We start from the raw sequence: 26,401 nt of genomic DNA on the forward strand, positions 1-26,401 counted from the left end.
TTAAGCTGCTGTTGCGAGGTGGCGTATATTACGCTTTCCTCCTTCAGAGTCAAACACTTTTTTCAGCGTTTTTTCTCTGGCGGAAGTTCTTATCGAATCTTCCTGTCAACACCGCACTTCGTAAACCGTTGTGCCGTCTCGATGGATGCGCATTATAGGGAGTTGTTCGCAGCGCGCAACCGCTAAATTCAACAAAAACAACCGTTCGCTGCATTCCACAGCAAAACCCCGCCTTATACCCACTTACACACAGTGTTATCCACATTCATCCGGACAGATGAATTTAGGCGAGCATCGCGCAAACGTTTTCGCTACAATGCCCGGCGACGTCAAGGATGCCCCTTTTGGGGCGTTACATGAAGCAAGTGCTCTCTTCTATATAGAAAGAAACGCTAAGCTTGATGTAACGCTCTTATTTATGCGAAACAAAGCCAAGGGATAAAACCACCATGCAACAACGTCGTCCAGTACGCCGCGCTCTGCTCAGTGTTTCTGATAAAGCCGGTATCCTCGAATTTGCTCAGGCACTCTCCAGTCGTGGTGTTGAGCTGCTCTCCACAGGTGGTACTGCACGCCTGCTGGCAGATGCGGGCCTGCCCGTCACCGAAGTCTCTGACTACACCGGTTTCCCGGAAATGATGGATGGACGCGTCAAAACGCTGCACCCGAAAGTGCATGGCGGTATTCTGGGCCGTCGCGGCACCGATGATGCGATCATGGCCGAGCACGCGATCAACCCTATCGATATGGTGGTGGTAAACCTTTATCCCTTCGCGCAAACCGTTGCCAAACCCGATTGCTCACTGGCAGACGCGGTAGAGAATATCGATATCGGTGGCCCAACCATGGTGCGCTCCGCTGCGAAGAACCATAAAGATGTGGCGATCGTGGTGAAGAGCAGCGACTACGAGGCCATCATCGCCGAGCTGGACGCCAATGAAAACTCTCTGACGCTGGATACCCGTTTCGATCTGGCGATCAAAGCCTTCGAACACACCGCAGCCTACGACAGCATGATTGCCAACTACTTTGGCAGCCTGGTGCCGGCTTATCATAGCGACAGCAAAGAACCTGCCGGCCGCTTCCCACGTACGCTGAACCTCAACTTCATCAAGAAGCAGGATATGCGTTACGGCGAGAACAGCCATCAGGACGCTGCCTTCTATATAGAAGAGAATGTGGCAGAAGCTTCTGTTGCGACTGCACAGCAGGTTCAGGGCAAAGCGCTCTCTTACAACAACATCGCCGATACCGATGCCGCACTTGAGTGTGTGAAAGAGTTTGATGAAGCGGCTTGCGTGATCGTTAAGCATGCCAACCCGTGTGGTGTGGCCGTGGGCGGTTCGATTCTTGACGCCTATGAGCGCGCTTACAAAACTGACCCAACTTCTGCTTTTGGCGGCATCATCGCTTTCAACCGCGAATTGGATGAAGCCACTGCCCAGGCGATCATCAGCCGTCAGTTTGTCGAAGTGATCATTGCCCCTTCAGCCAGCGAAGCGGCACTTAAAGTCACCGCAGCAAAACAGAACGTTCGCGTGCTGGTTTGTGGCCAGTGGCAGGGCCGTGTTGCCGCACTGGATTTCAAGCGTGTTAATGGCGGCCTGCTGGTTCAGGATCGCGATCTCGGTATGGTGGATGCCAGTCAGCTGCGTGTCGTGACTCAGCGCCAGCCAAGCGAGCAGGAACTGCGTGATGCGCTGTTCTGCTGGAAAGTGGCCAAGTTCGTGAAGTCCAACGCCATTGTCTACGCACGTGACAATATGACTATCGGCATAGGCGCTGGACAGATGAGCCGCGTTTATTCTGCCAAAATTGCCGGTATTAAAGCAGGCGACGAAGGTTTAGAAGTTAAAGGTTCAGCCATGGCGTCTGATGCTTTCTTCCCATTCCGCGATGGTATCGACGCAGCGGCAGCTGTGGGTATCAGCTGTGTGATTCAACCAGGTGGTTCTATCCGTGATGATGAAGTGATTGCCGCCGCTGATGAGCACGGTATTGCGATGATCTTCACCGACATGCGTCACTTCCGCCATTAATAGTCTGGAGCTTTAATAGATGAAAATTTTAGTGATTGGTAATGGCGGACGTGAACACGCGCTGGCATGGAAAGCAGCACAGTCTCCTTTAGCTGAGACCGTGTTTGTGGCACCGGGTAACGCCGGTACCGCACTGGAGCCCGCGTTGCAAAACGTGGCGATCAGCGCCACTGATGTGCCTGCCCTGCTGGCTTTTGCTCAAAAAGAAAATATCGGCCTGACTATCGTCGGCCCGGAAGCCCCGCTGGTGATTGGTGTGGTTGATGCGTTCCGCGCTGCTGGTCTGAAGATTTTTGGCCCAACACAGGCAGCTGCACAGCTGGAAGGATCAAAAGCCTTCACCAAAGATTTCCTGGCACGCCAGCAGATCCCTACCGCTGAATACCAGAACTTTACGGAAGTTGAGCCAGCGCTGGCTTACCTGCGTGAGAAAGGCGCACCGATCGTTATTAAAGCGGATGGTCTGGCAGCTGGTAAAGGCGTTATCGTCGCGATGGAACTGGCTGAAGCGGAAGCTGCAGTGCAGGACATGCTGGCAGGCAACGCTTTCGGCGATGCAGGCCATCGTATCGTCATTGAAGAGTTCCTCGACGGCGAAGAAGCCAGCTTTATCGTGATGGTGGATGGCGACAACGTGTTACCCATGGCCACCAGCCAGGATCATAAACGTGTAGGCGATGGTGATACCGGCCCGAACACCGGAGGCATGGGCGCTTACTCGCCTGCCCCGGTTGTCACCGATGAGATCCACCAGCGTGTGATGGACCAGATTATCTGGCCAACCGTTAACGGCATGAAAGCGGAAGGCAACACCTATACCGGCTTCCTGTATGCCGGCCTGATGATCGATAAAGCCGGTCAGCCGAAAGTGATCGAGTTCAACTGCCGCTTTGGCGATCCAGAAACCCAGCCGATCATGTTGCGCCTGCAGTCAGATCTGGTTGAACTGTGCCTGGCCGCAGTGGATGGCAAGCTGGATCAGCAAACTTCGCAGTGGGATCCACGTCCATCGCTGGGTGTCGTGCTGGCAGCTGGCGGCTATCCCGCGGATTACAATACCGGTGATCAAATTCACGGTCTGCCGCTGGAAGAAGTGCCGGACGGTAAAGTGTTCCACGCGGGTACCACGATGAAAGATGATGTGGTGGTCACCAACGGTGGACGCGTGCTGTGCGTCACTGCACTGGGCGAAGATGTGGCTGCCGCGCAGAAGAATGCCTATGCGCTGGCGAAACATATTTCGTGGGAAGGCAGCTTCTGCCGTAAAGATATTGGTTACCGCGCCATTAATCGCAAGTAATCATCAAGGGGCGCGCTCAGCACCCCTTGGTTTTTCCCCACTCAGAAATCACTCTCTTTCGGCTGCCAGCTGCACTCATCCTCTGGCGTCGCCCGCAACAGCTGTACGCCTTCAGGTGCCTCCAACCATGACACCATCAACGACTGTGGCTGGTTTTGCTGCTGCTGAGATAGCGTGGCAATGATTCCGTTATCAAAGGGTGCATTCACCACTTTGCCATCACAGTCGCGCACCTGCGTAGCGCCCAGCCAATGCCCCTGCTTCAGCAATACACGTCCACTCAGCAACGCATTACTTTGCTCCAGCATGCGTTGCGCGTCGAAACGATAGAGTTCAACCGTATCACCACTTACCGCTTCACGACGGCCGGCCAGCTGACGCTGCATAAAATTAAGATTGCCCAGATGGTCAAAACGCAACGTCACGTCATCGGGTTGCTCACCCGCCACAATGCGCTCAACGCTGATCAGCTTGTTCTGTTGCCAGTTGTAGTCAGTGGTTTCCATGGCATCGCCATTGAAAGGGGTATAAACAGTGCGAAGATGAACAGCCTGATGGTCAGTGTTCTTGCGCCAGATGCGCACAGTGCCACGATCGGCCAGATAGCCGCTTGCCGTAAAGGCAGGGAGATCAGAGGTGGAACTACAGCCCGCGAGCAGCGCACCGAGTAACAGGGCGCAGACGCGCTGAGTAATCGTGTTCAGCATGACAGGCCCCAATGACAAAAAGGGGCGTGTCGCCCCTCTTTTAAAGCTTAAACCGCGATGCGGAAAACTTACTTAACAGCGTCTTTCAGAGCTTTACCAGAGACGAACGCTGGCACGTTAGCTGCCGCGATTTTGATCTCTTTACCAGTCTGTGGGTTGCGACCGGTACGCTCAGCGCGGTGGTTCACTTTAAAAGTACCAAAACCAACCAGTTGTACAGCATCACCTTCTTTCAGAGACTCAGTGATCGCAGCCAGGGTAGATTCCAGCGCAGCTTTAGCCTGGGTTTTTGACAGGTCAGCTTTCTCTGCGATCACATCAATCAGTTGAGTCTTGTTCATAAGTTATCCTTAAAGTGTATTTATCGCTTGCTAAGCAACGAGTGCGAGGGAAAAGCCATAATCTGGCACTCTTCAACCTGCACGCAAAGATAGCCACAATTTTCAGCCCCCCAAATGTAGACCAGACAGGGGGCTGATGTGAAGCCTCCAGGCGCGGTAATTCAGGCCTGAAGTCACGTTTTATCGCCTTATTGCTGAAAAAGTATACCGATGTTACTGATTCCCGCTTCGCGCAGGTCAGAACGCAACCCCTTAATCAGCTCAAGGTCGCGCTCTTCGCAGTCTGCCAGCAGGCGGAAAATCTCCCACTGCAGATCCCATTCATCAATCACCGCCTGATTTTCGCGCAGCTCTTCATCGGTCATTTCACGACCGGCTTGCGTCATTTCCAGAATAGCAACGGTGGTAATCGACGTACGGCTGACTTCGATTGCGTGTTCCAGGGTTTCACCGCTGAGCTGTGCATGCACAACTTCGCTCAGCGCAACACAGGCATCGATTGCTGGGTGGACACCATAAATATCAAAATCATCACCATTCGGAATCGCTGATTCCAGCTTCTCCAGTTGGCTATCGAAGTTAATTTTGGCGTCTTTGACCGTCAGGCTCTCCCAGACAAGGTCAAGGATGCGACGATAAAGTTGCGGATCGGCGAATTCAGTCTGCTGACAGAAGGCCCAATAATTGGGGAACATCCGCTCGCACAGACAGGCCATAAAGGTCATATGCTGCCAGCTTTCCAGCTTCGCCAGACGCAAATGGACGGGGTTCTGTAACATCAAACTTACTCTCAATAGGTTAGCTGGCGGCAGTGTACCGCAAAAGCCGCGCGCAAACAGCGTTAACGCGCATTTTGCCAGCGTAGAAACGCAGGACGGCCCGAAGCAACCGCATCGGCCCAGCGTGTAGGCTCGGGCAAACGATAGCCCGCGGTACATCTCTCCACCCAATTCAGTGCGCTGTCCATACTGACACGATGCCCGGTTGAGACGAACAGAGGGTTGCAGCGCGCTTTACTGCGCCACACCCAACCTATTTGTTCGCCTTTATCCATCAGTGGTTGGCGGCTTCCCGGTTCAGCATCCAATTCGGTAAAACGCCCGCAGAGCCGTTTTTTCGCCACGCCAATGGTTGGAACATCCACCAGCGAGCCTAAATGCGCAGCCACGCCGAGGCGACGGGGATGGGCAATACCATGACCATCAACGAATAAAAGATCGGGTTGGTGTGTGAGCTGCTGCCAGGCTGCAAGCAGTGCGGGGACTTCGCGAAACGATAAGAAACCCGGGATGTAAGGCATGGTGGTCGCGATGCGCGCTATACGGTGCTCCACGAGTTGCAATGAGGGATATTCTAATACCACCAGTGCCGCACGCGTGATGTCACCTTCCTGTTCAAAACCGACGTCCGCACCGGCGATAAAACGAGGCGGCAGGATGTCAAAATCATCCTGCCGCACCACATTAGCAGCGCGTTGTAACTGTTCAGCCCGCAGCGCGGCCAAATCCATGCTTAGCCCTGATGATAAGGGCGAGACAGGCGATGTACGGCTTCGACGAAAGCACCGGCGTGCTCTGGCGGCACATCCTGATGAATGCCATGTCCGAGGTTGAAGACGTGACCCTCACCCGCGCCAAAGCCTTCAAGGATAGTGGCCACCTCCTGCTCGATACGTGCCGGAGGCGCATACAGCATGGAAGGATCCATGTTGCCCTGCAACGCAACTTTGTCACCCACGCGACGACGTGCATCGGCAATATCGGTGCTCCAGTCCAGACCCAGTGCATCACATCCGGTCGCTGCGATAGCTTCCAGCCACTGCCCCCCCCCTTTGGTGAACAGCGTAATCGGCACACGGCGACCTTCGTTCTCGTGCAGCACGCTATCAACGATTTTGTGCATATAGTAGAGTGAAAACTCACGGTAATCGCGGCCTGTCAGCACGCCGCCCCAGGTATCGAAGACCATAATCGACTGTGCACCGGCTTTGATCTGGGCGTTCAGGTAATGGATGACACTGTCAGCCAGCTTATCCAGCAGCTTGTGCAGGGTTTGCGGCTCGGCATACATCATCTTTTTAATTTTGGTGAACGCTTTGCTGCTGCCGCCTTCAACCATGTAGGTTGCCAACGTCCATGGGCTGCCAGAGAAACCGATCAAAGGCACTTCGCCTTTCAGGTTATGGCGAATGGTACGCACCGCATTCATCACATAACCCAGCTCATCTTCTGGATCCGGAATCGGCAGTTTGTCTACATCTGCACGGCAGGTAATAGGATTTGAGAAGCGCGGACCTTCGCCCGTTTCAAAATAGAGCCCCAGCCCCATCGCATCAGGAATCGTCAGGATATCGCTGAAGAGGATCGCAGCATCCAGCGCATAACGACGCAGCGGCTGCAGGGTGACTTCGCACGCCAGCTCCGCATTCTTACACAGCGACATAAAATCACCGGCTTCAGCACGCGTGGCTTTGTACTCCGGCAAATAACGCCCGGCTTGTCGCATCATCCATACAGGGGTGACATCCACCGGCTGACGTAACAGGGCACGCAGATAACGATCGTTCTTCAGTTCACTCATAATGGGCTCTCTCATGCTAAGGCCGCCAGTGTAGCATTTTCACGGCGCGCTGGCGCGACACAGGGCAACGGTATCTTCAATCAACCGTCGTGCCACCGTGCCCGGTGGCGGTAACAAGGGCAGATCGTCATAGCGATACCAGCCGGCATCCAGCAACTCTTTGCCATCATGCTGCAAGTCTCCGCCTTCGTACTCGGCCATAAACGCCATCATTAGCGAATGCGGGAACGGCCAAGGCTGCGAGGTGACGTAACGGACATTTTTAACCCGGACGTTGCTCTCTTCCATCACTTCACGCGCGACGGCCTGCTCCAGCGTCTCCCCGACCTCAACAAAGCCAGCTAATACTGTGTAAATGCTGTTGCGATGACGCGCATGGTTGGCCAGCAGAATCTCCTCCCCCCGGCGAATCGCTACGATGATGCACGGTGCGATTTGCGGATAATAGCGCTCACGGCAATGGTGACACAGGCAGGCAAATTCGCGTTTACTGAGGTGCATTTCGTGGCCGCAGTAGCCACACCAGCGGTGTGAGCGGTAGAATTCGGCGAGTTGAACTCCGCGCCCAACCATCTGGAAAAGCCCAACATCTTCGTCGATAAGCTGGCGAACAGATCCCATATTGTCAGGTCGTGATTCACGTATCAGCCAGACATTCTCCGCCTGCCATTCGCCAATCAAAATCGCGGTTTTTCCTGTCAGGCCAAAATCGCCGGATAAGCCATGCGGCAGTTCACCTTGCGGTAACCAAAGTTTTTGTTCATGGCTGACAATCCACCAGCCAGCGTCTACGCTTGAGATCTCACGTTGCATCTTATTCGTTGTCCTTAGCGTCAAATGGCACGCTGAAATCCTGATGTTAAGTGTGGAATGGATAACTATAACTCACCCGGAGCCCCATATGCTTACCCAGTTAGATGACCTGGCCAGGCGTGTAAGTGGCGGTAATGAACTCGTTGATGCGTGGCTGCGCGCGCGCCGACAGTTGCTTGTCAGCTATTACGCATTAATTGGCATCAAGCCACACAAAGAGGCGCTCAGTGCTCTGGATGAACAGGCGCTGGATGCGTTTTGCCACGGCCTGGTTGATTACCTCTCAACCGGTCATTTCAGTATTTATGAACGTATTATCAGTGAGATGGAGGGCGATAGCCCGCTCATTGCGGCCGCCCAACTCTATCCCGCTCTGGAAGCAAATACCGATCGCATGATGCAACTGTATGACAGCCATTTGCAGCAGGCCATCAACGACGATAACTGCGTAGAATTCCAGAAGGCGTTATCCGAAGTGGGTGAAGTACTGGAGTCGCGCTTCACGCTGGAAGATAAGCTGGTGCAACTCGCCTGGGATAACCAGCTGGCACGCCCACCGGTCGCCAACGAAAGCAGCATGGCTCGCCCCGCTTAACCTCGGGCCCATGTAAAAAACTTGTTATTCCGAAAAAGCCCTCTTATGCTGAATGGGCTTTTTTATTGAGGCCTATTCACGTTTTTATGCGTCTCTTTAAAGCAATCTAGAGTCAAATTTTGCGATATAAGCGTAGCGTGCGCAGCCAGTTCACGCTCGGACAGCGCGCAGAGGCCGGAGCGTACACGTAGTACGTGACGGACACGAGCACTGCCCAGGCGTGAAATGGCAAGCAAAGTAGCTTATATCGTAAAATTCAACCTTGTCGGAGTGCCCTAAGGGGCTGAGACCGTTTATTCGGGATCCGCGGAACCTGATCAGGTTAGTACCTGCGAAGGGAACAAGAGTAGACATTCACAGAGCGATGCGTGTTGGCGCCCGGCATCGTCCCTGTTACTCCTTCCGAACTCTGGACAAGCAACTTCCCCTTAATTCAGGAAATTTGCTATGTCTGTTGCTAAAACTTCTCGTCGTGAACAACGTGCACAAGCGCAGGAATTTATCGATTCGCTGCAGGGCACTGCTTTCCCCCAATCCAAACGTATCTGGATCACCGGTAGCCGAGCGGATATCCGTGTGCCGATGCGCGAAATCCAGCTCAGCCCAACACACATTGGCGGTACAAAAGAGAATCCGAAGTATGAGCACAACGAGCCGGTGCCGGTATATGACACGGCGGGTGCTTATGGCGATCCCGCGGCCACCATTGATGTGCATCGGGGATTAGGACGATTACGTGAAAACTGGATCGCCGAACGCAATGACAGTGAGGCTATCCATCAACTGAGTTCGCAATACACCCAGCAACGCTTAGCCGATGAAGGGCTGGATCACCTGCGCTTCGAGCAGTTACCGCAGCCGCGTCGTGCCAAAGTTGGCCGCTGCGTCACGCAACTGCATTACGCACGTCAGGGCATAATTACACCCGAGATGGAATTTATTGCGGTGCGAGAAAACATGGGCCGCGAACGTATTCGTGGTGAAGTGCTACTGCAACAGCACCCGGGCCACAGTTTCGGTGCCAATCTGCCGGAAAATATCACCGCCGAATTTGTGCGCCAGGAAGTTGCCAGCGGTCGCGCTATCATACCCTCCAATATTAATCACCCCGAATCCGAGCCGATGATCATTGGCCGTAACTTTCTGGTGAAGGTGAACGCCAATATAGGCAACTCAGCGGTGAGTTCATCGATTGAAGAGGAAGTGGAGAAACTGGTGTGGTCAACACGCTGGGGCGCGGATACCGTGATGGACCTCTCCACAGGACGCTATATCCATGAAACGCGCGAGTGGATTTTGCGAAACAGCCCGGTGCCGATTGGCACTGTGCCCATTTATCAGGCACTGGAGAAAGTGAACGGCGTGGCGGAGGACCTTAACTGGGAGATCTTCCGCGATACCCTGCTCGAACAAGCAGAACAGGGGGTGGATTACTTCACTATTCACGCCGGTGTGCTGCTGCGCTATGTGCCGATGACGGCTAAACGTCTGACCGGTATTGTCTCGCGTGGTGGTTCGATCATGGCGAAGTGGTGCCTGTCACATCATCAGGAAAGCTTCCTCTATCTGCACTTCCGTGAAATCTGCGAGATCTGCGCGGCTTATGATGTCGCGCTGTCACTCGGCGATGGTCTGCGCCCAGGATCGATTCAGGACGCCAACGATGAAGCCCAGTTTGCCGAATTGCAGACGCTAGGTGAGCTGACAAAAATTGCCTGGGAATACGATGTGCAGGTGATGATTGAAGGCCCAGGCCATGTGCCCATGCAGATGATCCGCCGCAACATGACCGAACAGTTAGAGCACTGTCACGAAGCGCCGTTTTACACGCTTGGCCCACTGACCACCGATATCGCCCCCGGGTACGATCACTTTACCTCCGGCATTGGTGCCGCGATGATTGGTTGGTTTGGCTGCGCCATGCTGTGTTACGTCACACCGAAAGAGCACCTCGGTTTGCCCAATAAAGAAGATGTGAAGCAGGGGCTGATTACCTACAAGATCGCCGCGCATGCTGCCGATCTGGCCAAAGGCCATCCCGGCGCACAGATCCGCGATAACGCCATGTCGAAAGCACGTTTTGAATTCCGCTGGGAGGATCAGTTCAATCTGGCGCTCGATCCGCATACGGCACGCGCTTATCACGATGAGACATTGCCGCAGGAATCGGGCAAAGTGGCTCACTTCTGCTCAATGTGCGGTCCAAAATTCTGTTCGATGAAAATTACCCAGGAAGTGCGCGAATATGCTGCTCGCCAGCAGGCAGAAGCCCAGCCAATTGAAATTGGCATGGCGCAGATGTCGGATGCCTTCCGCAGTCGTGGTGGCGAGCTTTATCACGCCGCCGATGCCCTTAAAGAGGAAAAAGTATGACCGATGCCTTTCCAGCCACGGCCCCGAAACTGGGGCTGTACCCTGTTGTTGATAGCGTAGAGTGGATTGCACGCTTACTGGAGGCTGGCGTTCGCACCATCCAGTTGCGCATCAAAGATTGCCAGGATCATGAAGTAGAAGACGCAGTGCGCGAGGCAATTGCGCTGGGCAAGCAGTACCGTGCACGCCTGTTTATCAACGATTACTGGCGATTGGCAATTAAATACAACGCCTATGGCGTGCATCTTGGTCAGGAAGATTTAGACGTGGCCAATCTGGACGCTATCCGCCAGGCAGGTTTGCGTCTGGGGTTATCAACTCATGATGATGCCGAGTTGGACCGCGCGCTGGCGCTGCGTCCTTCCTACATTGCACTGGGACACATTTACCCTACGCAAACCAAAGATATGCCTTCAGAACCGCAAGGCGTCATGGAACTGAAACGCCACATGGCACGGTTGCAGGATATACCGACTGTGGCAATTGGCGGTATATCCCTTGCGCGCGTACCTGAAGTTTTGGCCACTGGCGTAGGAAGCGTTGCCGTGGTGAGCGCCATTACCCAGGCGGAAGACTGGCGCCAGGCGACACAGGAGTTGCTGGCACTGGTTGAAGCGGGAACCCAGCCCGCAGAAGCGCTGTAACGTTCTGCAATCAGGGTAAATTGGCTGGAATCTCACGCGCAGTCCGCTTCCTGCGGGCTAGCGTGTTTTTCCGGTCAGGATAAAGTGTGCCTGCCCGCTGTCGCTGGCAGTGGGCCAGGGCTGGTCTACCCCTCTCTCCAGCCCTGCCTTTCCACTTTAATCAGTCAGGGATGAGGCGGGTTCCGTTTCTATATGACAGGCGTGCATGGCCTGCTCCACCGCAGCGCCAAGTTGGGCGATGGCCTGTTCAGTATGCTCATTAATGGGCAAACCATAATTCAGACGTAAGCAGTTGCGATATTTTCCCGAGGCAGAAAACAGCGATCCGACAGCAACCTGAATGTTCAACGAGCGCAGTTCGGTGTTAAGCCGAACGGCATCAAACGCTTCTGGTAACTCAATCCACATCAGGAAACTGCCCTGCGGACGTGAAACACAGATACCGCAGGGGAAGTAGTGACGCACCCAGCAACTAAAGGTCTCGTAGTTGCGCTGATAAACCTGACGCATCCGGCGTAGATGTGGCCCGTAGTGGCCAAGACGAATAAATTCGGCCACTGCATGTTGCGGCTGTGTGGCCGTTGAGCCGGTGCCGATATATTTCATATGCAAAACGCGATCGCGATAACGCCCTGGCGCCACCCATCCCACACGCAAACCGGGTGCCAGCGTTTTGGAGAATGAGCTACACAGCAACACCCGGCCATCCATGTCCAAAGATTTGATGGTAATGGGGCGCGGGTACTCCCATGCCAACTCACCATAGACATCGTCTTCGATGATTGCTGCATCAAAACGCTGAGCCAGTGCCAGCAGCGCACGCTTGCGCGCTTCAGGCATGATAAATCCCAGCGGATTATTGCAGTTTGGCACCACCACCACGGCTTTTATAGGCCACTGCTCGAATGCCAGCTCCAGGGCTTCGAGGCTAATGCCCGTCACCGAATCGGTAGGGATTTCAATGGCACGGATACCAAGCCCGCGCAGGGTCTGCATCGTGCCATGGAAAGTCGGAGATTCAACGGCGATGATATCACCCGGCTCACACACCGCGCGGATCGACACGGACAGCGCTTCATGGCAGCCCGTGGTGATCACAATATCCTCTGCGGTGAGCTGACAACCGCTATCGATAGTTAAGCGTGCGACCTGCTCACGCAAGGCCGCAACGCCTAACAGACTGTCATAATTGAGCTGGTCAAGATCCTGCTTCTGCGCCATTCGGCTCTGAATTTTCCATAATGGCTTCAATGTCGGCTGGGTAAGGTCGGGCATGCCGCTACCTAATTGCAGCACGTTACCGCTGTTGCGGCTGCTTAATAACTCCAGCACCGATTCCCATTGGGTGATCTCGACAGGGCGTTGTACCGGGCGGGTTAACGCAGGAACAGGAGGCGTGGCTTTGCGCGTCGCAACGAAATAGCCAGAGCGCGGCTGCGGCACAATCAGCTGTTTCTCTTCCAGCAAGTGATACGCCTGCTGCACGGTGCTGATGCTCACACCATGTTCAATACTCAGCGTACGCACCGAGGGTAAGCGTTCACCGCTACGATAGAGTCCCTGCTCAATCCTGTCTGAGAGCAAGCAAGCCAGATGTTGATAACGCGTCATCGTATGATTCCCCTCGAGTTCACTGAATCTAAATCAGTACAGATCATCCCTTTTTTTACCATTCAGATCCTATCGTGCGCAATCTGTATGTTAATAATAAGTGATTTTTGAATCTGTATTGAAATGCACAAGAACTGGACAATACCTCACAGACAACTGATGAGGGCATTCATAATGGAATTCGATCAAAACCGCGCAGCAAAACCATTTGATGTAACACTACTGGACATGGTTCGCGGTGCAGGGCGCGCCATCAAGAGATGGCGCGCGCGCCGTGAGACTCGCAAAATTCTGTCTCACTTAAGCGATGCACAACTACGCGACATTGGCCTGACCCGCCACGATATCTGCCGTAAGGGCTGATTGAAGACGAAAAAAACCCTGCCGAGGCAGGGTTTTTTATGGGTCAGCTATCGCAGACGATTATTCGTCGTCGCTACCGCCAAGACCGGCGTTCAGCAGTTCAGCCAGGCTCGCAGAGGCTTCATCCGCAGTGACCTGCGGTGCAACCGGTGCTTCACCTACAGAACGGCGACGCATACGATCCTGATGGTAAGCATAACCGGTACCGGCCGGGATCAGACGACCCACGATCACGTTCTCTTTCAGGCCGCGCAGTTCATCACGCTTGCCTGCTACTGCTGCTTCGGTCAGGACACGTGTGGTTTCCTGGAACGATGCTGCAGAGATGAACGATTCGGTTGCCAGAGAAGCTTTGGTGATACCCAGCAGATCGCGCACAAAGGTTGCGCCAATTTTGCCGTTCGCTTCGAGGTCGCGGTTCGCGATCTTGATGCGAGAGTATTCAGCCTGCTCACCTTCCAGGAACTCGGTGCTGCCCGCGCTGGCGATGGTTGCTTTACGCAGCATCTGACGCACGATGACTTCGATGTGTTTATCGTTAATCTTAACGCCTTGCAGACGGTAAACTTCCTGCACTTCGTTAGTGATGTAACGGGTCACAGCATGGACGCCACGCAGACGCAGGATATCGTGTGGAGATTCTGGGCCGTCAGAAACAACGTCACCACGTTCAACACGCTCACCTTCGAATACGTTCAGCTGACGCCATTTCGGAATCATCTCTTCGTACGGATCGCTACCATCAACTGGCGTAATCACCAGACGACGCTTACCTTTGGTCTCTTTACCGAACGAGATAATACCGCTGATCTCGGCCAGAATTGCTGGCTCTTTCGGACGACGCGCTTCGAACAAGTCAGCAACGCGTGGCAGACCACCGGTGATGTCCTTGGTACCGCCAGATTCCTGAGGTACACGAGACAGGGTGTCACCAGCACTGATCTTAACGCCATCTTCCAGCTGAACAATTGCTTTGCCCGGCAGGAAGTACTGAGCTGGCATGTCGGTACCAGGAATCAGCACATCATTTCCGTTGGCATCAACAATTTTCAGCGCAGGACGCAGATCTTTACCGCCCGCAGTACGTTCTGCAGAATCCAGAACCACCAGCGATGACAGACCAGTAAGGTCGTCAGTCTGACGGGTAATGGTCTGACCGTCGATCATGTCAGTGAAGCGAATGAAACCGCCCACTTCCGTGATAACTGGCATGGTATGCGGATCCCAGTTTGCTACGGTTTCGCCCGCGGCAACCTGCTCGCCATCACCTTTGGCCATCATCGCGCCGTAAGGGACTTTATAGCTCTCTTTGGTACGACCGAATTCATCGATCATCTTCAGCTCAACGTTACGAGAGACGATAACCAGTTTCCCGGAGGAGTTGGTTACTGACTTCGCGTTGGTCAGCTTGATAGTACCTTTGTTCTTCACCTGGATGCTGGATTCAGCAGCCGCACGAGATGCCGCACCACCGATGTGGAACGTACGCATCGTCAGCTGTGTACCCGGCTCACCGATGGACTGTGCTGCGATAACGCCGATGGCCTCACCTTTGTTGATGATGTGACCACGTGCCAGGTCGCGACCGTAGCAGTGTGCACACACACCAAAGTCGGTTTCACAACCAACAACAGAACGTACTTTGATGGCATCGACTGAATTCAGTTCGATCACATCACACCAGTGCTCATCGATCAGCGTGTTACGCGGGATCAGGATGTCAGCAGTACCTGGCTTCAGCACGTCTTCTGCGGTCACACGACCCAGTACACGCTCACGCAGTGGCTCTTTAACGTCGCCACCTTCGATGACCGGAGTCATCATGATGCCTTCGAACGTGCCACAGTCGTCTTCAGTAACCACCAGATCCTGTGCAACGTCTACCAGACGACGCGTCAGATAACCGGAGTTAGCGGTTTTCAGTGCGGTATCCGCAAGACCTTTACGCGCACCGTGCGTCGAGATGAAGTACTGAAGTACGTTCAGACCTTCACGGAAGTTCGCGGTGATTGGCGTTTCGATGATTGAGCCATCTGGCTTAGCCATCAGACCACGCATACCGGCCAGCTGACGAATCTGAGCTGCAGAACCACGCGCACCGGAGTCGGCCATCATGTAGATGCTGTTGAACGAGACTTGCTGCTCTTCTTCGCCGTGACGGTTGATCACGGTTTCGGTTTGCAGGTTGTCCATCATCGCCTTGGAAACGCGTTCGTTCGCTGCGGCCCAGATATCGATGACTTTGTTGTAACGTTCGCCAGCAGTAACCAGACCAGACTGGAACTGTTCCTGAATCTCAGCAACTTCCGCTTCTGCTTCTGCCACGATTTCCGCTTTCTTAGCCGGGATCACCATGTCGTCGATACCTACAGAGGCACCTGAACGGGCTGCGTAAGCAAAGCCGGTGTACATGGTCTGGTCAGCGAAGATAACGGTCGGCTTCAGGCCCAGGATGCGGTAACAGGTGTTCAGCATCTTAGAGATCGCTTTCTTACCCAGCGCCTGGTTGACGATAGAGTAAGGCAGACCTTTCGGCACGATCATCCACAGAATCGCACGACCAATGGTGGTGTCGATTAAGCTGGTTTTCGCAACGAACTCTTCTTGTTCGTTTTTGCTGTATTCGGTGATACGCACTTTAACGCGAGCATGCAACTCAGCCAGGCCAGCGCGATACACACGCTCAGCTTCTTTCGGGCCAGTCAGCACCATGCCTTCGCCGCGCGCATTCACTTTGTCACGGGTCATGTAGTACAGACCCAGTACAACGTCCTGAGAAGGAACGATGATTGGCTCGCCGTTCGCAGGTGACAGGATGTTGTTGGTAGACATCATCAGCGCACGCGCTTCCAGCTGGGCTTCCAGCGTCAGCGGTACGTGAACTGCCATCTGGTCACCATCGAAGTCGGCGTTATATGCCGCACAAACCAGCGGGTGCAGCTGGATCGCTTTACCTTCGATCAGAACAGGTTCGAATGCCTGAATACCCAAACGGTGCAGGGTTGGTGCACGGTTCAGCAGTACTGGGTGTTCGCGGATCACTTCGTCCAGGATATCCCAAACGACAGCTTCTTCACGCTCAACCATCTTCTTAGCAGCTTTGATGGTGGTCGCGAGGCCACGCAGTTCCAGCTTGCCGTAGATGAACGGTTTGAACAGCTCCAGTGCCATTTTCTTCGGCAGACCGCACTGATGCAGACGCAGGTATGGACCTACGGTGATAACAGAACGACCGGAGTAGTCAACACGTTTACCCAACAGGTTCTGACGGAAACGACCCTGCTTACCTTTGATCATGTCGGCCAAAGATTTCAGAGGACGTTTGTTAGAGCCAGTGATGGCACGACCGCGACGGCCGTTATCCAGCAAGGCATCTACCGCTTCCTGCAGCATACGCTTTTCGTTACGTACTATGATATCTGGCGCAGCCAGATCCAGCAGACGTTTCAGACGGTTGTTACGGTTGATAACGCGACGGTACAGATCGTTCAGATCCGACGTAGCGAAACGACCACCATCCAGCGGTACCAGCGGACGCAGATCTGGCGGCAGAACCGGCAGAACGGTCAGGATCATCCACTCTGGCTTGTTGCCAGACTGAACGAACGCTTCCAGCAGCTTGATACGCTTGGTCAGCTTTTTACGTTTGGTCTCGGAGTTGGTTTCGTTCAGCTCTTCACGCAGCTGCTCGCACTCTTGCTCCAGGTCCATATTTTTCAGCAGCGCCTGGATAGCTTCCGCACCCATCTTCGCGTCGAATTCGTCACCGAACTCTTCCAGCGCGTCAAGGTACTGCTCTTCGGTCAGAATCTGACGTTTTTCCAGGTTGGTCATACCGCCTTCGATCACAACATATGATTCGAAGTACAGTACGCGCTCGATATCACGCAGTGGCATATCCAGCAGTAAGCCGATACGCGAAGGCAGTGATTTCAGGAACCAAATGTGCGCAGTCGGTGAAGCCAGTTCAATGTGGCCCATGCGCTCACGGCGAACTTTGGTCTGTGTAACTTCAACGCCACACTTCTCACAGATCACGCCGCGATGTTTCAAACGCTTGTACTTACCGCACAGGCATTCGTAATCTTTTACCGGCCCAAAGATACGGGCGCAGAAAAGACCGTCACGCTCCGGCTTGAAGGTACGGTAGTTAATGGTTTCTGGCTTTTTAACTTCACCAAAAGACCATGAACGGATCATGTCTGGCGAAGCCAGAGCGATCTTGATCGCATCAAACTCTTCGGTCTTAGTTTGCGCTTTCAGAAACTTAAGTAAGTCTTTCACGGATTAGCTCCCGTCGGAGTGGAACTCTCAGGGACGCACACCGAAGTGCGCGTCCCGTAACCAGTACTTACGAGTGCTTACTCGTCTTCCAGCTCGATGTTGATACCCAGCGAGCGGATCTCTTTCAACAGTACGTTGAAGGATTCCGGCATGCCCGGTTCCATCTGATGGTTGCCATCGACGATGTTTTTATACATCTTCGTACGGCCGTTCACGTCATCAGACTTAACGGTCAGCATTTCCTGCAGGGTATAAGCAGCACCGTATGCTTCCAGTGCCCACACTTCCATCTCACCGAAGCGCTGACCACCGAACTGCGCCTTACCACCCAGCGGCTGCTGAGTAACGAGGCTGTAAGAGCCGGTAGAACGTGCGTGCATCTTGTCGTCAACCAGGTGGTTCAGTTTCAGCATGTACATGTAACCTACGGTTACCTGACGCTCAAACTGCTCACCGGTACGGCCGTCGAACAGGGTGATCTGGCCAGAAGAAGGCAGGCCGCCGAGCTGCAGCAGCTCTTTGATCTCGCTCTCTTTCGCACCATCGAACACTGGCGTTGCGATTGGCATACCTTTTTTCAGGTTCTCAGCCAGACGCAGAACTTCATCGTCAGTGAAGGTGTTCAGATCAACTTTCTGACGCACATCAGTGCCCAGATCGTAAGCACGCTGGATGAACTCACGCAGTTTGGCAACTTCTTCCTGCTTCTTGAGCATCGCGTTGATCTTCTCACCGATGCCTTTCGCTGCCATCCCCAGGTGGGTTTCCAGAATCTGACCGATGTTCATACGTGACGGTACGCCCAGCGGGTTCAATACGATGTCGACCGGCGTACCGTTCTCATCGTAAGGCATATCTTCGATCGGGTTGATCTTAGAGATAACACCCTTGTTACCGTGACGACCTGCCATCTTGTCACCAGGCTGGATCTGACGTTTAACCGCCAGGTACACTTTCACGATTTTCAGCACGCCTGGTGCCAGGTCATCGCCCTGAGTGATTTTGCGACGCTTAGCTTCGAGTTTCTTCTCAAACTCGTGCTTCAGCTCGTCATACTGCTCAGCCAGCTGCTCGAGAGAGTTTTGCTTCTCTTCGTCAGTCAGGCCCAGTTCCAACCAGCGCTCGCGTGGCAGTTTATCCAGCTTCTCAGCTTCAACACCACCCGAGATCAGTACAGCCTGAATACGGCTGAACAAGCCCGCTTCGAGGATCTGCAGTTCTTCAGACAGGTCTTTCTTAGCCTGCTTCAGCTGCATCTCTTCGATTTCCAGCGCACGTTTGTCTTTTTCTACGCCATCGCGAGTAAAGACCTGAACGTCGATAACCGTACCGGAAACACCGTTAGGAACACGCAGAGAAGAGTCTTTAACGTCAGACGCTTTCTCACCGAAGATCGCACGCAGCAGTTTCTCTTCTGGCGTCAGCTGGGTTTCGCCTTTCGGCGTCACTTTACCGACCAGAATGTCACCACCGGTCACTTCCGCACCGATATACACAATACCGGATTCATCCAGTTTGGAGAGCGCAGCTTCACCCACGTTCGGGATGTCAGCGGTGATCTCTTCTGGCCCCAGCTTGGTGTCACGAGACACACACGCCAGTTCCTGGATGTGGATAGTGGTGAAACGGTCTTCCTGGACAACACGCTCGGAAACGAGGATGGAGTCTTCGAAGTTGTAACCGTTCCATGGCATGAACGCCACGCGCATGTTCTGACCCAGCGCCAGTTCACCAAGATCGGTAGACGGGCCATCTGCCAGCACGTCGCCACGCTCGATTGGCTCACCCAGGGACACACATGGCATCTGGTTGATGCAGGTGTTCTGGTTAGAACGGGTGTACTTGGTCAGGTTGTAGATGTCGATACCCGCTTCGCCCGGATACATCTCATCTTCGTTAACTTTGATAACGATACGAGAAGCATCAACGTACTGAACGGAACCGCCACGTTTCGCTACGGCAGTTACACCGGAGTCAACCGCTACTGCGCGTTCCATACCGGTACCGACCAGCGGCTTATCAGCGCGCAGGGTTGGTACTGCCTGACGTTGCATGTTCGCACCCATCAAGGCGCGGTTAGCATCATCGTGCTCCAGGAATGGAATCAGTGACGCACCGACTGAAACGACCTGTTGGGTCGAAACGTCCATGTAGTCAACTTGATCACGGCTGAACAGGCTTGATTCACCTTTGCTACGGCAAGTGACGAGATCGTCAACAAAGCTACCGTCTTCAGCAAGGTTGGTGTTCGCCTGAGCGATAACGTAGTTACCCTCTTCGATTGCAGAGAGGTAATGAATTTCATCACTCACTTTGCCATCTACCACGCGACGGTACGGAGTCTCAAGGAAGCCGTATTCGTTAGTCTGCGCGTAAACAGAAAGGGAGTTGATCAGACCGATGTTCGGACCTTCAGGCGTTTCGATTGGACACACACGACCGTAGTGGGTTGGGTGTACGTCACGCACTTCGAAGCCTGCACGCTCACGCGTCAGACCGCCTGGGCCCAGAGCAGAGATACGACGCTTATGCGTGATCTCAGACAACGGGTTGTTCTGATCCATAAACTGGGACAGCTGGCTTGAACCGAAGAACTCTTTCACCGCCGCCGAGATTGGCTTGGCGTTGATCATGTCCTGAGGCATCAGGGTATCGAGGTCGCCCAGAGACAGACGCTCTTTAACAGCACGCTCAACACGCACCAGACCCACACGGAACTGGTTCTCAGCCATCTCACCGACTGAACGGATACGACGGTTGCCGAGGTGGTCGATATCATCGACTTCGCCAATACCGTTACGGATACCGATCAGTTTCTTCATCACTTCAATGATGTCGTCTTTGCTCAGGATACCTGAACCTTCGATTTCATCACGCAGCAGTGAACGGTTGAACTTCATACGGCCAACTGCAGACAGATCGTAACGATCTTCTGAGAAGAACAGGTTCTCGAACAGGTTCTCTGCAGCTTCGCGCGTTGGCGGCTCACCAGGACGCATCATACGGTAGATCTCAACCAGCGCGCTCAGGCGATCGTTGGTTGGGTCAACACGCAGGGTCTCTGAAATGTATGGGCCGTGATCCAAGTCGTTGGTGAACAGCGTTTCAATGCGCTTGTGGCCTGACTGGCTGAGTTTAGCCAGCAGATCCAGTGACAGTTCCATGTTCGCAGGAACAATCAGCTCGCCGGTGTTCAGGTCAACGTAATCTTTAGCGACGACTTTGCCAGCAATGTATTCAACTGGGACTTCAATGTGTTGAATACCGTCTTTTTCCAGCTGACGAATATGACGCGCAGTGATGCGACGACCTTTCTCAACGTAGACCGTGCCATTGGCTTCGATATCGAAGCTGGCGGTTTCACCACGCAGGCGCTCAGGCACCAGTTCCATCTGCAGTTTGTTATCGCGGATTTCATACACGACTTTGTCAAAGAACAGATCAAGGATTTGTTCAGTGGTGTAGTGCAGTGCGCGCAGAATGATACTGGCCGGCAGCTTACGGCGACGGTCAATACGGACAAACAGGTTGTCTTTCGGGTCAAACTCGAAGTCGAGCCATGAACCGCGGTAAGGGATGATACGTGCGTTATAAAGCACTTTACCGGAAGAGTGCGTTTTACCCTTATCGCTGTCAAAGAACACGCCAGGACTACGATGCAGCTGAGAAACGATAACACGCTCAGTACCATTGATAACAAAGGTACCGTTGTCGGTCATGAGTGGAATTTCACCCATGTACACTTCTTGTTCTTTGATGTCTTTTACGGTGCCTTCCGGCGCTTCACGCTCGTAGATCACCAGACGCAGTTTCACGCGCAGCGGTGCCGAATAGGTCACGCCACGGATCTGACATTCAGTTACGTCAAAGACCGGCTCACCCAAACGGTAGCTGACATACTGCAACTCAGAGTTGCCGCTGTAGCTTGAGATTGGGAATACGGAGCGGAAGGCTGCTTCCAGACCGTATTGGCCTTCTGGATCTTGCTCGATAAACTTCTGGAACGAGTCAAGCTGGATAGAAAGGAGATAAGGTATGTCCAGTACTTGTGGACGTTTACCAAAATCCTTACGAATACGTTTTTTCTCGGTATAGGAGTAAACCATAGGGTTCCTCAGCTAGCTGACATGTCGAACCACGCTGTCCGTCCTGAAGGGACAGTTCATGCAACACTATTTTGTTTTTCATGCGATGCGTAACACCCCATGCAATACATCTTTCTATCACTCTTAAATCATTTCATCGCCGTTGTGCAGGCAGGGAACCCTCACAGGAAAGCGATATATTAAGTCGTCGATAGAAAAAGATATTGAAGAGAAACAATGGACAAACAGTGTGAAACGCCATCATTCCCCTGAAGCGCAAAAAAGCTGGTGACCCAAAAGTCACCAGCCATCAGCCTGATGTTACTCAGGCTGCAACCCGAAGGCTGTCTTACTTAACTTCAACTTCAGCGCCAGCTTCTTTCAGCAGTGCTTCCAGAGCAGCTGCGTCATCTTTGCTGATGCCTTCTTTGATAACACCGGTAGCTTCAACCAGGTCTTTAGCTTCTTTCAGGCCCAGACCAGTTGCAGTACGAACTGCTTTGATTACGGCAACTTTGTTAGCGCCAGCAGCTTTCAGAATTACGTCGAATTCAGTTTTCTCTTCAGCAGCTTCAGCTGGGCCAGCAGCAACAGCTACAGCAGCAGCAGCAGAAACGCCGAATTTTTCTTCCATAGCAGAAACCAGCTCAACTACTTCCATTACGGACATAGCTGCTACTGCTTCCAGAATTTGATCTTTGGTGATAGACATATCGATTGTTCCTAAAAAACAGAAAAAGTTTATACGTTAGCAAGTACGAAGGAAAAGAAGATGGGCTTAAGCCGCTTCTTTTGCATCGCGTACAGCAGCCAGAGTGCGAACCAATTTGCCAGCAGCGGCTTCTTTCATGGTCGACATCAGACGTGCCAGTGCTTCTTCGTAAGTCGGCAGAGTTGCCAGACGGTCAATATTGGCCGCCGTGATCAGCTCACCTTCAAAGGCTGCAGCTTTGACCTCAAATTTTGCATTCGCTTTCGCGAACTCTTTGAACAGACGAGCAGCAGCGCCCGGGTGTTCCAAAGAGTATGCAATCAGGGTCGGACCAACAAACGTGTCTTTCAGGATCTCAAACTGAGTTCCTTCAACGACGCGGCGCAGCAAGGTGTTGCGAACAACACGCATGTAAACGCCAGCTTCACGACCTGCTTTACGCAGTTCGGTCATTTTATCAACGGTAACGCCACGGGAATCCGCAACAACCGCTGAAAGCGCGCCTTTGGCTACTTCGCTAACTTCAGCAACAATCGCTTGTTTGCCTTGAAGATTTAATGCCATTAGCTTTTGCTCCTGGATTTGACCGGGAAAGATTTCCCGGAACTCACTTCACTCAGCTACCCGAAGGCACTGAGCGCTATTACACGGTGAGCAGAATCCAGCGAAGAAAAAATTCTTTTTGGTTCTGTCACCGTCTACGCAGGGTATTAAGCAAGCTATCCGAAGATAATCCCGCTCCTGCGGTCTTGGACGGAGGCCAGGATAAGGCCTGGCTCCAACCTAAGCCACTGAACATAAGAGCCTTTAGGCTTATACATTCAGCAACTTTGAATCTGGGTTCTGAATTGAATGCTCAATCAGAACAACGGGCGTAAGATTCTAGATGAATTTTTCGCCCGTTTCAAGCAGCAATTAGTTTGCTGCTGCGCTCAGACCAGCCTGGTCAACGGCAACGCCGGCGCCCATGGTGGTAGAGATGCTAACTTTCTTGATGTACACGCCTTTAGCCTGTGAAGGTTTTGCTTTTTTCAGCGCAACCAGCAGAGATTCCAGGTTTTCTTTCAGTTTGTCAGCGTCGAAGTCCACTTTACCAATGGTAGTGTGGATGATGCCGTTTTTGTCGTTACGATAACGAACCTGACCTGCTTTAGCGTTTTTCACTGCTTCAGCAACGTTAGGAGTTACAGTACCAACTTTCGGGTTTGGCATCAGGCCGCGTGGACCCAGAACCTGGCCCAACTGGCCAACAACGCGCATTGCATCTGGAGATGCAATAACAACGTCAAAGTTCATTTCGCCTTTTTTGATCTGGTCAGCCAGATCTTCCATACCTACCAGCTCAGCGCCAGCTGCTTTAGCAGCTTCTGCGTTTGCGCCTTGGGTAAATACAGCAACACGTACTGAACGACCAGTACCGTGTGGCAGAACAGTCGCGCCGCGAACGTTCTGATCTGATTTACGTGCATCGATGCCGAGGTTAACAGCAACGTCAACGCTCTCAACGAACTTAGCAGTTGCCAGTTCTTTCAGCAGAGCAATAGCTTCAGCGATGTCGTACTGCTTGGTCGCATCAACTTTGTCACGGATTACGCTCATGCGCTTGGTCAGCTTAGCCATTTCTTAATCCTCTACTACCAGGCCCATGGAACGTGCAGTACCTTCGATAGAGCGAGTCATCGCTTCTACGTCAGCACCAGTCATGTCCGCAGCTTTAGTTTCTGCGATTTCACGTACCTGAGCACGAGAAACTTTACCGACTTTGTCTTTGTTCGGCTTACCAGAACCAGACTTGATGCCCGCTGCTTTTTTCAGCAGTACGGCAGCCGGAGGGGTCTTGGTAACGAAGGTGAAAGAACGGTCGCTGTATACAGTGATAACAACTGGAGTAGGCAGGCCTTTCTCCAGAGATTCTGTTTTGGCGTTGAACGCTTTACAGAATTCCATGATGTTAACACCCTGCTGACCCAGTGCTGGACCAACAGGTGGACTTGGGTTCGCCATACCAGCTGCAACTTGCAGCTTGACATAGGCTTGTACTTTCTTAGCCATGATAATTCCTCAAATGGGTTATAGCGCCTGAAAACAGGCTCCCCGTGATTACGATTTACACGCTATTGCTAGCGCATAAAAACAAAAGGCGCGAAATTATAGGTAAATTTCGCGCCTTCCGCAAGAGCTAAAAAGTGAACAAAAGGGTTAACCTTTCTCCACCTGAGCAAAGTCGAGTTCTACTGGTGTTGCACGGCCAAAGATGGAAACAGAGACCTTCAGGCGGCTCTTTTCGTAATCCACTTCTTCGACCACACCGTTGAAGTCAGCAAATGGACCGTCGTTGACGCGCACCATCTCGCCTGGCTCGAACAGCGTTTTTGGACGCGGCTTATCACCCACTTGCTGCAGGCGGTTCATAATCGCATCGACTTCTTTATCACTAATCGGCGCAGGACGGTCAGAGGTACCGCCAATGAAGCCCATGACACGTGGTACGCTACGCACTAAGTGCCAGCTGGCGTCATTCATCACCATCTGCACCAGCACATAGCCAGGGAAGAACTTACGTTCGCTTTTACGGCGCTGGCCACCACGGATTTCAACGACTTCTTCAGTCGGCACCATGACTTCACCAAACAGCTCTTCCATGTTGTGCAGTTTGATATGCTCTTGCAGCGACTTCGCTACGCGGGCTTCAAAACCGGAGAACGCCTGAACGACGTACCAGCGTTTTTTTGGAGCTTCAGACATCTCAGAACCTCAGGCCAGTGATAAACGATACCAGACGGACCAGAATTCCATCCAGCCCCCACAAAATCAGTGACATCACGGCAGTGACCGCGGCAACGATTAACGTGGTGTGCAATGTTTCCTGGCGAGTCGGCCAAATGACCTTACGCATTTCGGTTCTTGCTTCACGAGCAAAAGCCACAGTCGCTTTGCCTTTGATAGTCAGCAACGCTATGCCACCTGCCGCAGCAATCAGTACTACGACAGCCAGCGCGCGCAGAGGCAGCGTAATGTCGCGATAGAGATAGTTGCCAACGATGGCGACTAACAGCAACGCGATGACAGCAACCCACTTTATCGCTTCCAGGCCGCGCCCGCTCCCTTGAGCTTCGGTATTCGCACTCATAAACCAACCTGCCACAATAATTCAGAAACAATTCTGCCCCGCAGAGCGAGGCATCCAAACCGAATGAGCTTTTGGGCGTAACTCGGTATCCGACGCCGTAAACCAGAGCCTGTCTCAGCAATGATTATGATCGAAAATCACTGATGAGCCAGGTTCTATGTAACAGCGTGCAAAAAGGGCATCAAATGATGCCCTTTCCGTATGCATTGCGTCAAATGTTATCGCAATTAAGCGATAATTTCAGCAACAACACCCGCACCAACAGTACGGCCGCCTTCACGGATTGCGAAACGCAGACCCTGATCCATAGCGATTGGCTTGATCAAGGTAACGGTCATTTTTACGTTATCGCCTGGCATTACCATCTCAACGCCTTCTGGCAGTTGAACGTCACCGGTCACGTCAGTAGTACGGAAGTAGAACTGAGGACGGTAGCCTTTGAAGAACGGAGTATGACGGCCGCCTTCATCTTTAGACAGTACGTAAACTTCTGAAGTGAACTGGGTATGTGGCTTGATGGTGCCCGGCTTAGCCAGAACCTGACCACGCTCGATATCTTCACGCTTGATACCACGCAGCAGAACACCACAGTTCTCGCCTGCCTGACCCTGGTCCAGCAGTTTGCGGAACATTTCAACGCCGGTACAGGTAGACTTAACGGTGTCTTTCAGACCAACAACTTCAACTTCGTCGCCGACTTTCACGATACCGCGCTCAACACGACCGGTAACAACAGTACCACGGCCAGAGATTGAGAATACGTCTTCGATTGGCAGCAGGAACGGCAGGTCGATTGCACGTACTGGCTCTGGGATGTAGTTATC

22 protein-coding genes and 1 riboswitch are annotated in these 26,401 nt (G+C 53.0%); of the genes, 6 read left to right on the forward strand and 16 right to left on the reverse strand.

Going from position 1 to position 26,401, the window contains the following annotated elements; genetic code table 11:
* Positions 1-449 precede the first annotated feature (449 nt).
* Positions 450-2,039: a bifunctional phosphoribosylaminoimidazolecarboxamide formyltransferase/IMP cyclohydrolase gene (gene purH, locus ACCW76_RS20130; RefSeq protein ID WP_045816321.1), complete on the forward strand. Its 1,590-nt coding sequence runs from the start codon at positions 450-452 to the stop codon at positions 2,037-2,039.
* A 19-nt stretch (positions 2,040-2,058) separates the two neighbouring features.
* The gene (gene purD, locus ACCW76_RS20135; protein ID WP_045834371.1) at positions 2,059-3,339 is read left to right on the forward strand and encodes a phosphoribosylamine--glycine ligase; all 1,281 of its coding nucleotides are present in this window, start codon (positions 2,059-2,061) and stop codon (positions 3,337-3,339) included.
* Positions 3,340-3,380: 41 nt separating this feature from the next.
* Here purD and ACCW76_RS20140 read toward each other — a convergent pair whose 3' ends face one another.
* The 6 genes from ACCW76_RS20140 to nudC all read right to left on the reverse strand — a co-directional run bounded on the left by ACCW76_RS20140 (position 3,381) and on the right by nudC (position 7,780).
* Complete coding sequence (locus ACCW76_RS20140; protein ID WP_436339936.1) at positions 3,381-4,046, reverse strand: DUF1481 domain-containing protein; 666 nt, start codon at positions 4,044-4,046, stop codon at positions 3,381-3,383.
* Between the two features lie 68 nt (positions 4,047-4,114).
* Positions 4,115-4,387: a nucleoid-associated protein HU-alpha gene (gene hupA / locus ACCW76_RS20145; RefSeq protein ID WP_006121511.1), complete on the reverse strand. Its 273-nt coding sequence runs from the start codon at positions 4,385-4,387 to the stop codon at positions 4,115-4,117.
* Positions 4,388-4,575: 188 nt separating this feature from the next.
* A complete protein-coding gene (locus ACCW76_RS20150; protein WP_034828920.1) occupies positions 4,576-5,166 on the reverse strand; it encodes a YjaG family protein in 591 nt (196 codons plus the stop codon).
* A gap of 62 nt (positions 5,167-5,228) precedes the next feature.
* On the reverse strand, positions 5,229-5,897 hold the full coding sequence (gene nfi, locus ACCW76_RS20155; protein ID WP_436339938.1) for a deoxyribonuclease V: 669 nt from the start codon (positions 5,895-5,897) through the stop codon (positions 5,229-5,231).
* A gap of 2 nt (positions 5,898-5,899) precedes the next feature.
* Positions 5,900-6,967 carry a uroporphyrinogen decarboxylase gene (gene hemE, locus ACCW76_RS20160; protein ID WP_034828917.1) on the reverse strand — a complete coding sequence of 356 codons (1,068 nt, stop codon included), beginning with the start codon at positions 6,965-6,967 and terminating at the stop codon, positions 5,900-5,902.
* A gap of 39 nt (positions 6,968-7,006) precedes the next feature.
* Positions 7,007-7,780 carry an NAD(+) diphosphatase gene (gene nudC / locus ACCW76_RS20165; protein ID WP_038643741.1) on the reverse strand — a complete coding sequence of 258 codons (774 nt, stop codon included), beginning with the start codon at positions 7,778-7,780 and terminating at the stop codon, positions 7,007-7,009.
* 88 nt (positions 7,781-7,868) lie between these two features.
* Here nudC and ACCW76_RS20170 point away from each other — a divergent pair, with 88 nt between their 5' ends.
* The 3 genes from ACCW76_RS20170 (at position 7,869) to thiE (ending at position 11,392) form a co-directional block, all read left to right on the forward strand.
* Entirely contained in the window at positions 7,869-8,375 is a 507-nt protein-coding gene (locus tag ACCW76_RS20170; protein WP_045834369.1) for an Rsd/AlgQ family anti-sigma factor, read from the forward strand.
* Positions 8,376-8,631: 256 nt separating this feature from the next.
* Positions 8,632-8,732, forward strand: a riboswitch (TPP riboswitch).
* Between the two features lie 90 nt (positions 8,733-8,822).
* Positions 8,823-10,748, forward strand: a complete 1,926-nt coding sequence (gene thiC / locus ACCW76_RS20175; protein ID WP_436339940.1) for a phosphomethylpyrimidine synthase ThiC — start codon at positions 8,823-8,825, stop codon at positions 10,746-10,748.
* On the forward strand, positions 10,745-11,392 hold the full coding sequence (gene thiE, locus ACCW76_RS20180) for a thiamine phosphate synthase (RefSeq protein ID WP_038643747.1): 648 nt from the start codon (positions 10,745-10,747) through the stop codon (positions 11,390-11,392). The genes thiC and thiE overlap by 4 nt, the downstream gene beginning before the upstream one ends.
* A 156-nt stretch (positions 11,393-11,548) precedes the next feature.
* Here thiE and ACCW76_RS20185 read toward each other — a convergent pair whose 3' ends face one another.
* Positions 11,549-13,003 carry a PLP-dependent aminotransferase family protein gene (locus ACCW76_RS20185; RefSeq protein ID WP_436339941.1) on the reverse strand — a complete coding sequence of 485 codons (1,455 nt, stop codon included), beginning with the start codon at positions 13,001-13,003 and terminating at the stop codon, positions 11,549-11,551.
* A 174-nt stretch (positions 13,004-13,177) separates the two neighbouring features.
* Here ACCW76_RS20185 and ACCW76_RS20190 point away from each other — a divergent pair, with 174 nt between their 5' ends.
* The gene (locus ACCW76_RS20190; protein WP_038643751.1) at positions 13,178-13,366 is read left to right on the forward strand and encodes a DUF1127 domain-containing protein; all 189 of its coding nucleotides are present in this window, start codon (positions 13,178-13,180) and stop codon (positions 13,364-13,366) included.
* 60 nt (positions 13,367-13,426) lie between these two features.
* Here the strand turns inward: ACCW76_RS20190 and rpoC are convergent, their stop codons facing one another.
* The 9 genes from rpoC to ACCW76_RS20235 form a co-directional block, all read right to left on the reverse strand.
* Complete coding sequence (gene rpoC, locus ACCW76_RS20195) at positions 13,427-17,650, reverse strand: DNA-directed RNA polymerase subunit beta' (RefSeq protein WP_436339943.1); 4,224 nt, start codon at positions 17,648-17,650, stop codon at positions 13,427-13,429.
* A gap of 77 nt (positions 17,651-17,727) precedes the next feature.
* Complete coding sequence (rpoB, locus tag ACCW76_RS20200; RefSeq protein ID WP_034828907.1) at positions 17,728-21,756, reverse strand: DNA-directed RNA polymerase subunit beta; 4,029 nt, start codon at positions 21,754-21,756, stop codon at positions 17,728-17,730.
* Positions 21,757-22,084: 328 nt separating this feature from the next.
* A complete protein-coding gene (rplL, locus tag ACCW76_RS20205; RefSeq protein ID WP_034828906.1) occupies positions 22,085-22,447 on the reverse strand; it encodes a 50S ribosomal protein L7/L12 in 363 nt (120 codons plus the stop codon).
* 66 nt (positions 22,448-22,513) lie between these two features.
* Positions 22,514-23,011 carry a 50S ribosomal protein L10 gene (rplJ, locus tag ACCW76_RS20210; RefSeq protein ID WP_034828904.1) on the reverse strand — a complete coding sequence of 166 codons (498 nt, stop codon included), beginning with the start codon at positions 23,009-23,011 and terminating at the stop codon, positions 22,514-22,516.
* A 351-nt stretch (positions 23,012-23,362) separates the two neighbouring features.
* Complete coding sequence (gene rplA, locus ACCW76_RS20215; RefSeq protein WP_034828901.1) at positions 23,363-24,067, reverse strand: 50S ribosomal protein L1; 705 nt, start codon at positions 24,065-24,067, stop codon at positions 23,363-23,365.
* A 3-nt stretch (positions 24,068-24,070) separates the two neighbouring features.
* Positions 24,071-24,499, reverse strand: coding sequence for a 50S ribosomal protein L11 (gene rplK, locus ACCW76_RS20220; protein WP_034828899.1), 429 nt, complete (start codon positions 24,497-24,499; stop codon positions 24,071-24,073).
* A gap of 147 nt (positions 24,500-24,646) precedes the next feature.
* Complete coding sequence (nusG, locus tag ACCW76_RS20225) at positions 24,647-25,192, reverse strand: transcription termination/antitermination protein NusG (RefSeq protein WP_010616908.1); 546 nt, start codon at positions 25,190-25,192, stop codon at positions 24,647-24,649.
* Position 25,193: 1 nt separating this feature from the next.
* Complete coding sequence (gene secE / locus ACCW76_RS20230) at positions 25,194-25,577, reverse strand: preprotein translocase subunit SecE (protein WP_039381824.1); 384 nt, start codon at positions 25,575-25,577, stop codon at positions 25,194-25,196.
* Positions 25,578-25,804: 227 nt separating this feature from the next.
* The coding region (locus tag ACCW76_RS20235) for an EF-Tu/IF-2/RF-3 family GTPase (RefSeq protein WP_436339945.1) at positions 25,805-26,401 on the reverse strand (597 nt) is incomplete at its 5' end.

The sequence above is a fragment of the Pantoea sp. C8B4 genome (genome assembly GCF_051336905.1).
GTDB lineage: Bacteria > Pseudomonadota > Gammaproteobacteria > Enterobacterales > Enterobacteriaceae > Pantoea > Pantoea rwandensis_B.

Coding starts and splice junctions, on each gene's coding strand:
- nudC (WP_038643741.1), bottom strand. CDS start 7,780: ATGCAACGTGAGATCTCAAGCGTAGACGCTGGCTGGTGGATTGTCAGC.
- secE (WP_039381824.1), bottom strand. CDS start 25,577: ATGAGTGCGAATACCGAAGCTCAAGGGAGCGGGCGCGGCCTGGAAGCG.
- ACCW76_RS20185 (WP_436339941.1), bottom strand. CDS start 13,003: ATGACGCGTTATCAACATCTGGCTTGCTTGCTCTCAGACAGGATTGAG.
- rplA (WP_034828901.1), bottom strand. CDS start 24,067: ATGGCTAAGCTGACCAAGCGCATGAGCGTAATCCGTGACAAAGTTGAT.
- ACCW76_RS20140 (WP_436339936.1), bottom strand. CDS start 4,046: ATGCTGAACACGATTACTCAGCGCGTCTGCGCCCTGTTACTCGGTGCG.
- rplL (WP_034828906.1), bottom strand. CDS start 22,447: ATGTCTATCACCAAAGATCAAATTCTGGAAGCAGTAGCAGCTATGTCC.
- rpoB (WP_034828907.1), bottom strand. CDS start 21,756: ATGGTTTACTCCTATACCGAGAAAAAACGTATTCGTAAGGATTTTGGT.
- rplK (WP_034828899.1), bottom strand. CDS start 24,499: ATGGCTAAGAAAGTACAAGCCTATGTCAAGCTGCAAGTTGCAGCTGGT.
- hemE (WP_034828917.1), bottom strand. CDS start 6,967: ATGAGTGAACTGAAGAACGATCGTTATCTGCGTGCCCTGTTACGTCAG.
- purD (WP_045834371.1), top strand. CDS start 2,059: ATGAAAATTTTAGTGATTGGTAATGGCGGACGTGAACACGCGCTGGCA.
- hupA (WP_006121511.1), bottom strand. CDS start 4,387: ATGAACAAGACTCAACTGATTGATGTGATCGCAGAGAAAGCTGACCTG.
- nusG (WP_010616908.1), bottom strand. CDS start 25,192: ATGTCTGAAGCTCCAAAAAAACGCTGGTACGTCGTTCAGGCGTTCTCC.
- thiE (WP_038643747.1), top strand. CDS start 10,745: ATGACCGATGCCTTTCCAGCCACGGCCCCGAAACTGGGGCTGTACCCT.
- ACCW76_RS20170 (WP_045834369.1), top strand. CDS start 7,869: ATGCTTACCCAGTTAGATGACCTGGCCAGGCGTGTAAGTGGCGGTAAT.
- ACCW76_RS20150 (WP_034828920.1), bottom strand. CDS start 5,166: ATGTTACAGAACCCCGTCCATTTGCGTCTGGCGAAGCTGGAAAGCTGG.
- rplJ (WP_034828904.1), bottom strand. CDS start 23,011: ATGGCATTAAATCTTCAAGGCAAACAAGCGATTGTTGCTGAAGTTAGC.
- purH (WP_045816321.1), top strand. CDS start 450: ATGCAACAACGTCGTCCAGTACGCCGCGCTCTGCTCAGTGTTTCTGAT.
- thiC (WP_436339940.1), top strand. CDS start 8,823: ATGTCTGTTGCTAAAACTTCTCGTCGTGAACAACGTGCACAAGCGCAG.
- nfi (WP_436339938.1), bottom strand. CDS start 5,897: ATGGATTTGGCCGCGCTGCGGGCTGAACAGTTACAACGCGCTGCTAAT.
- ACCW76_RS20190 (WP_038643751.1), top strand. CDS start 13,178: ATGGAATTCGATCAAAACCGCGCAGCAAAACCATTTGATGTAACACTA.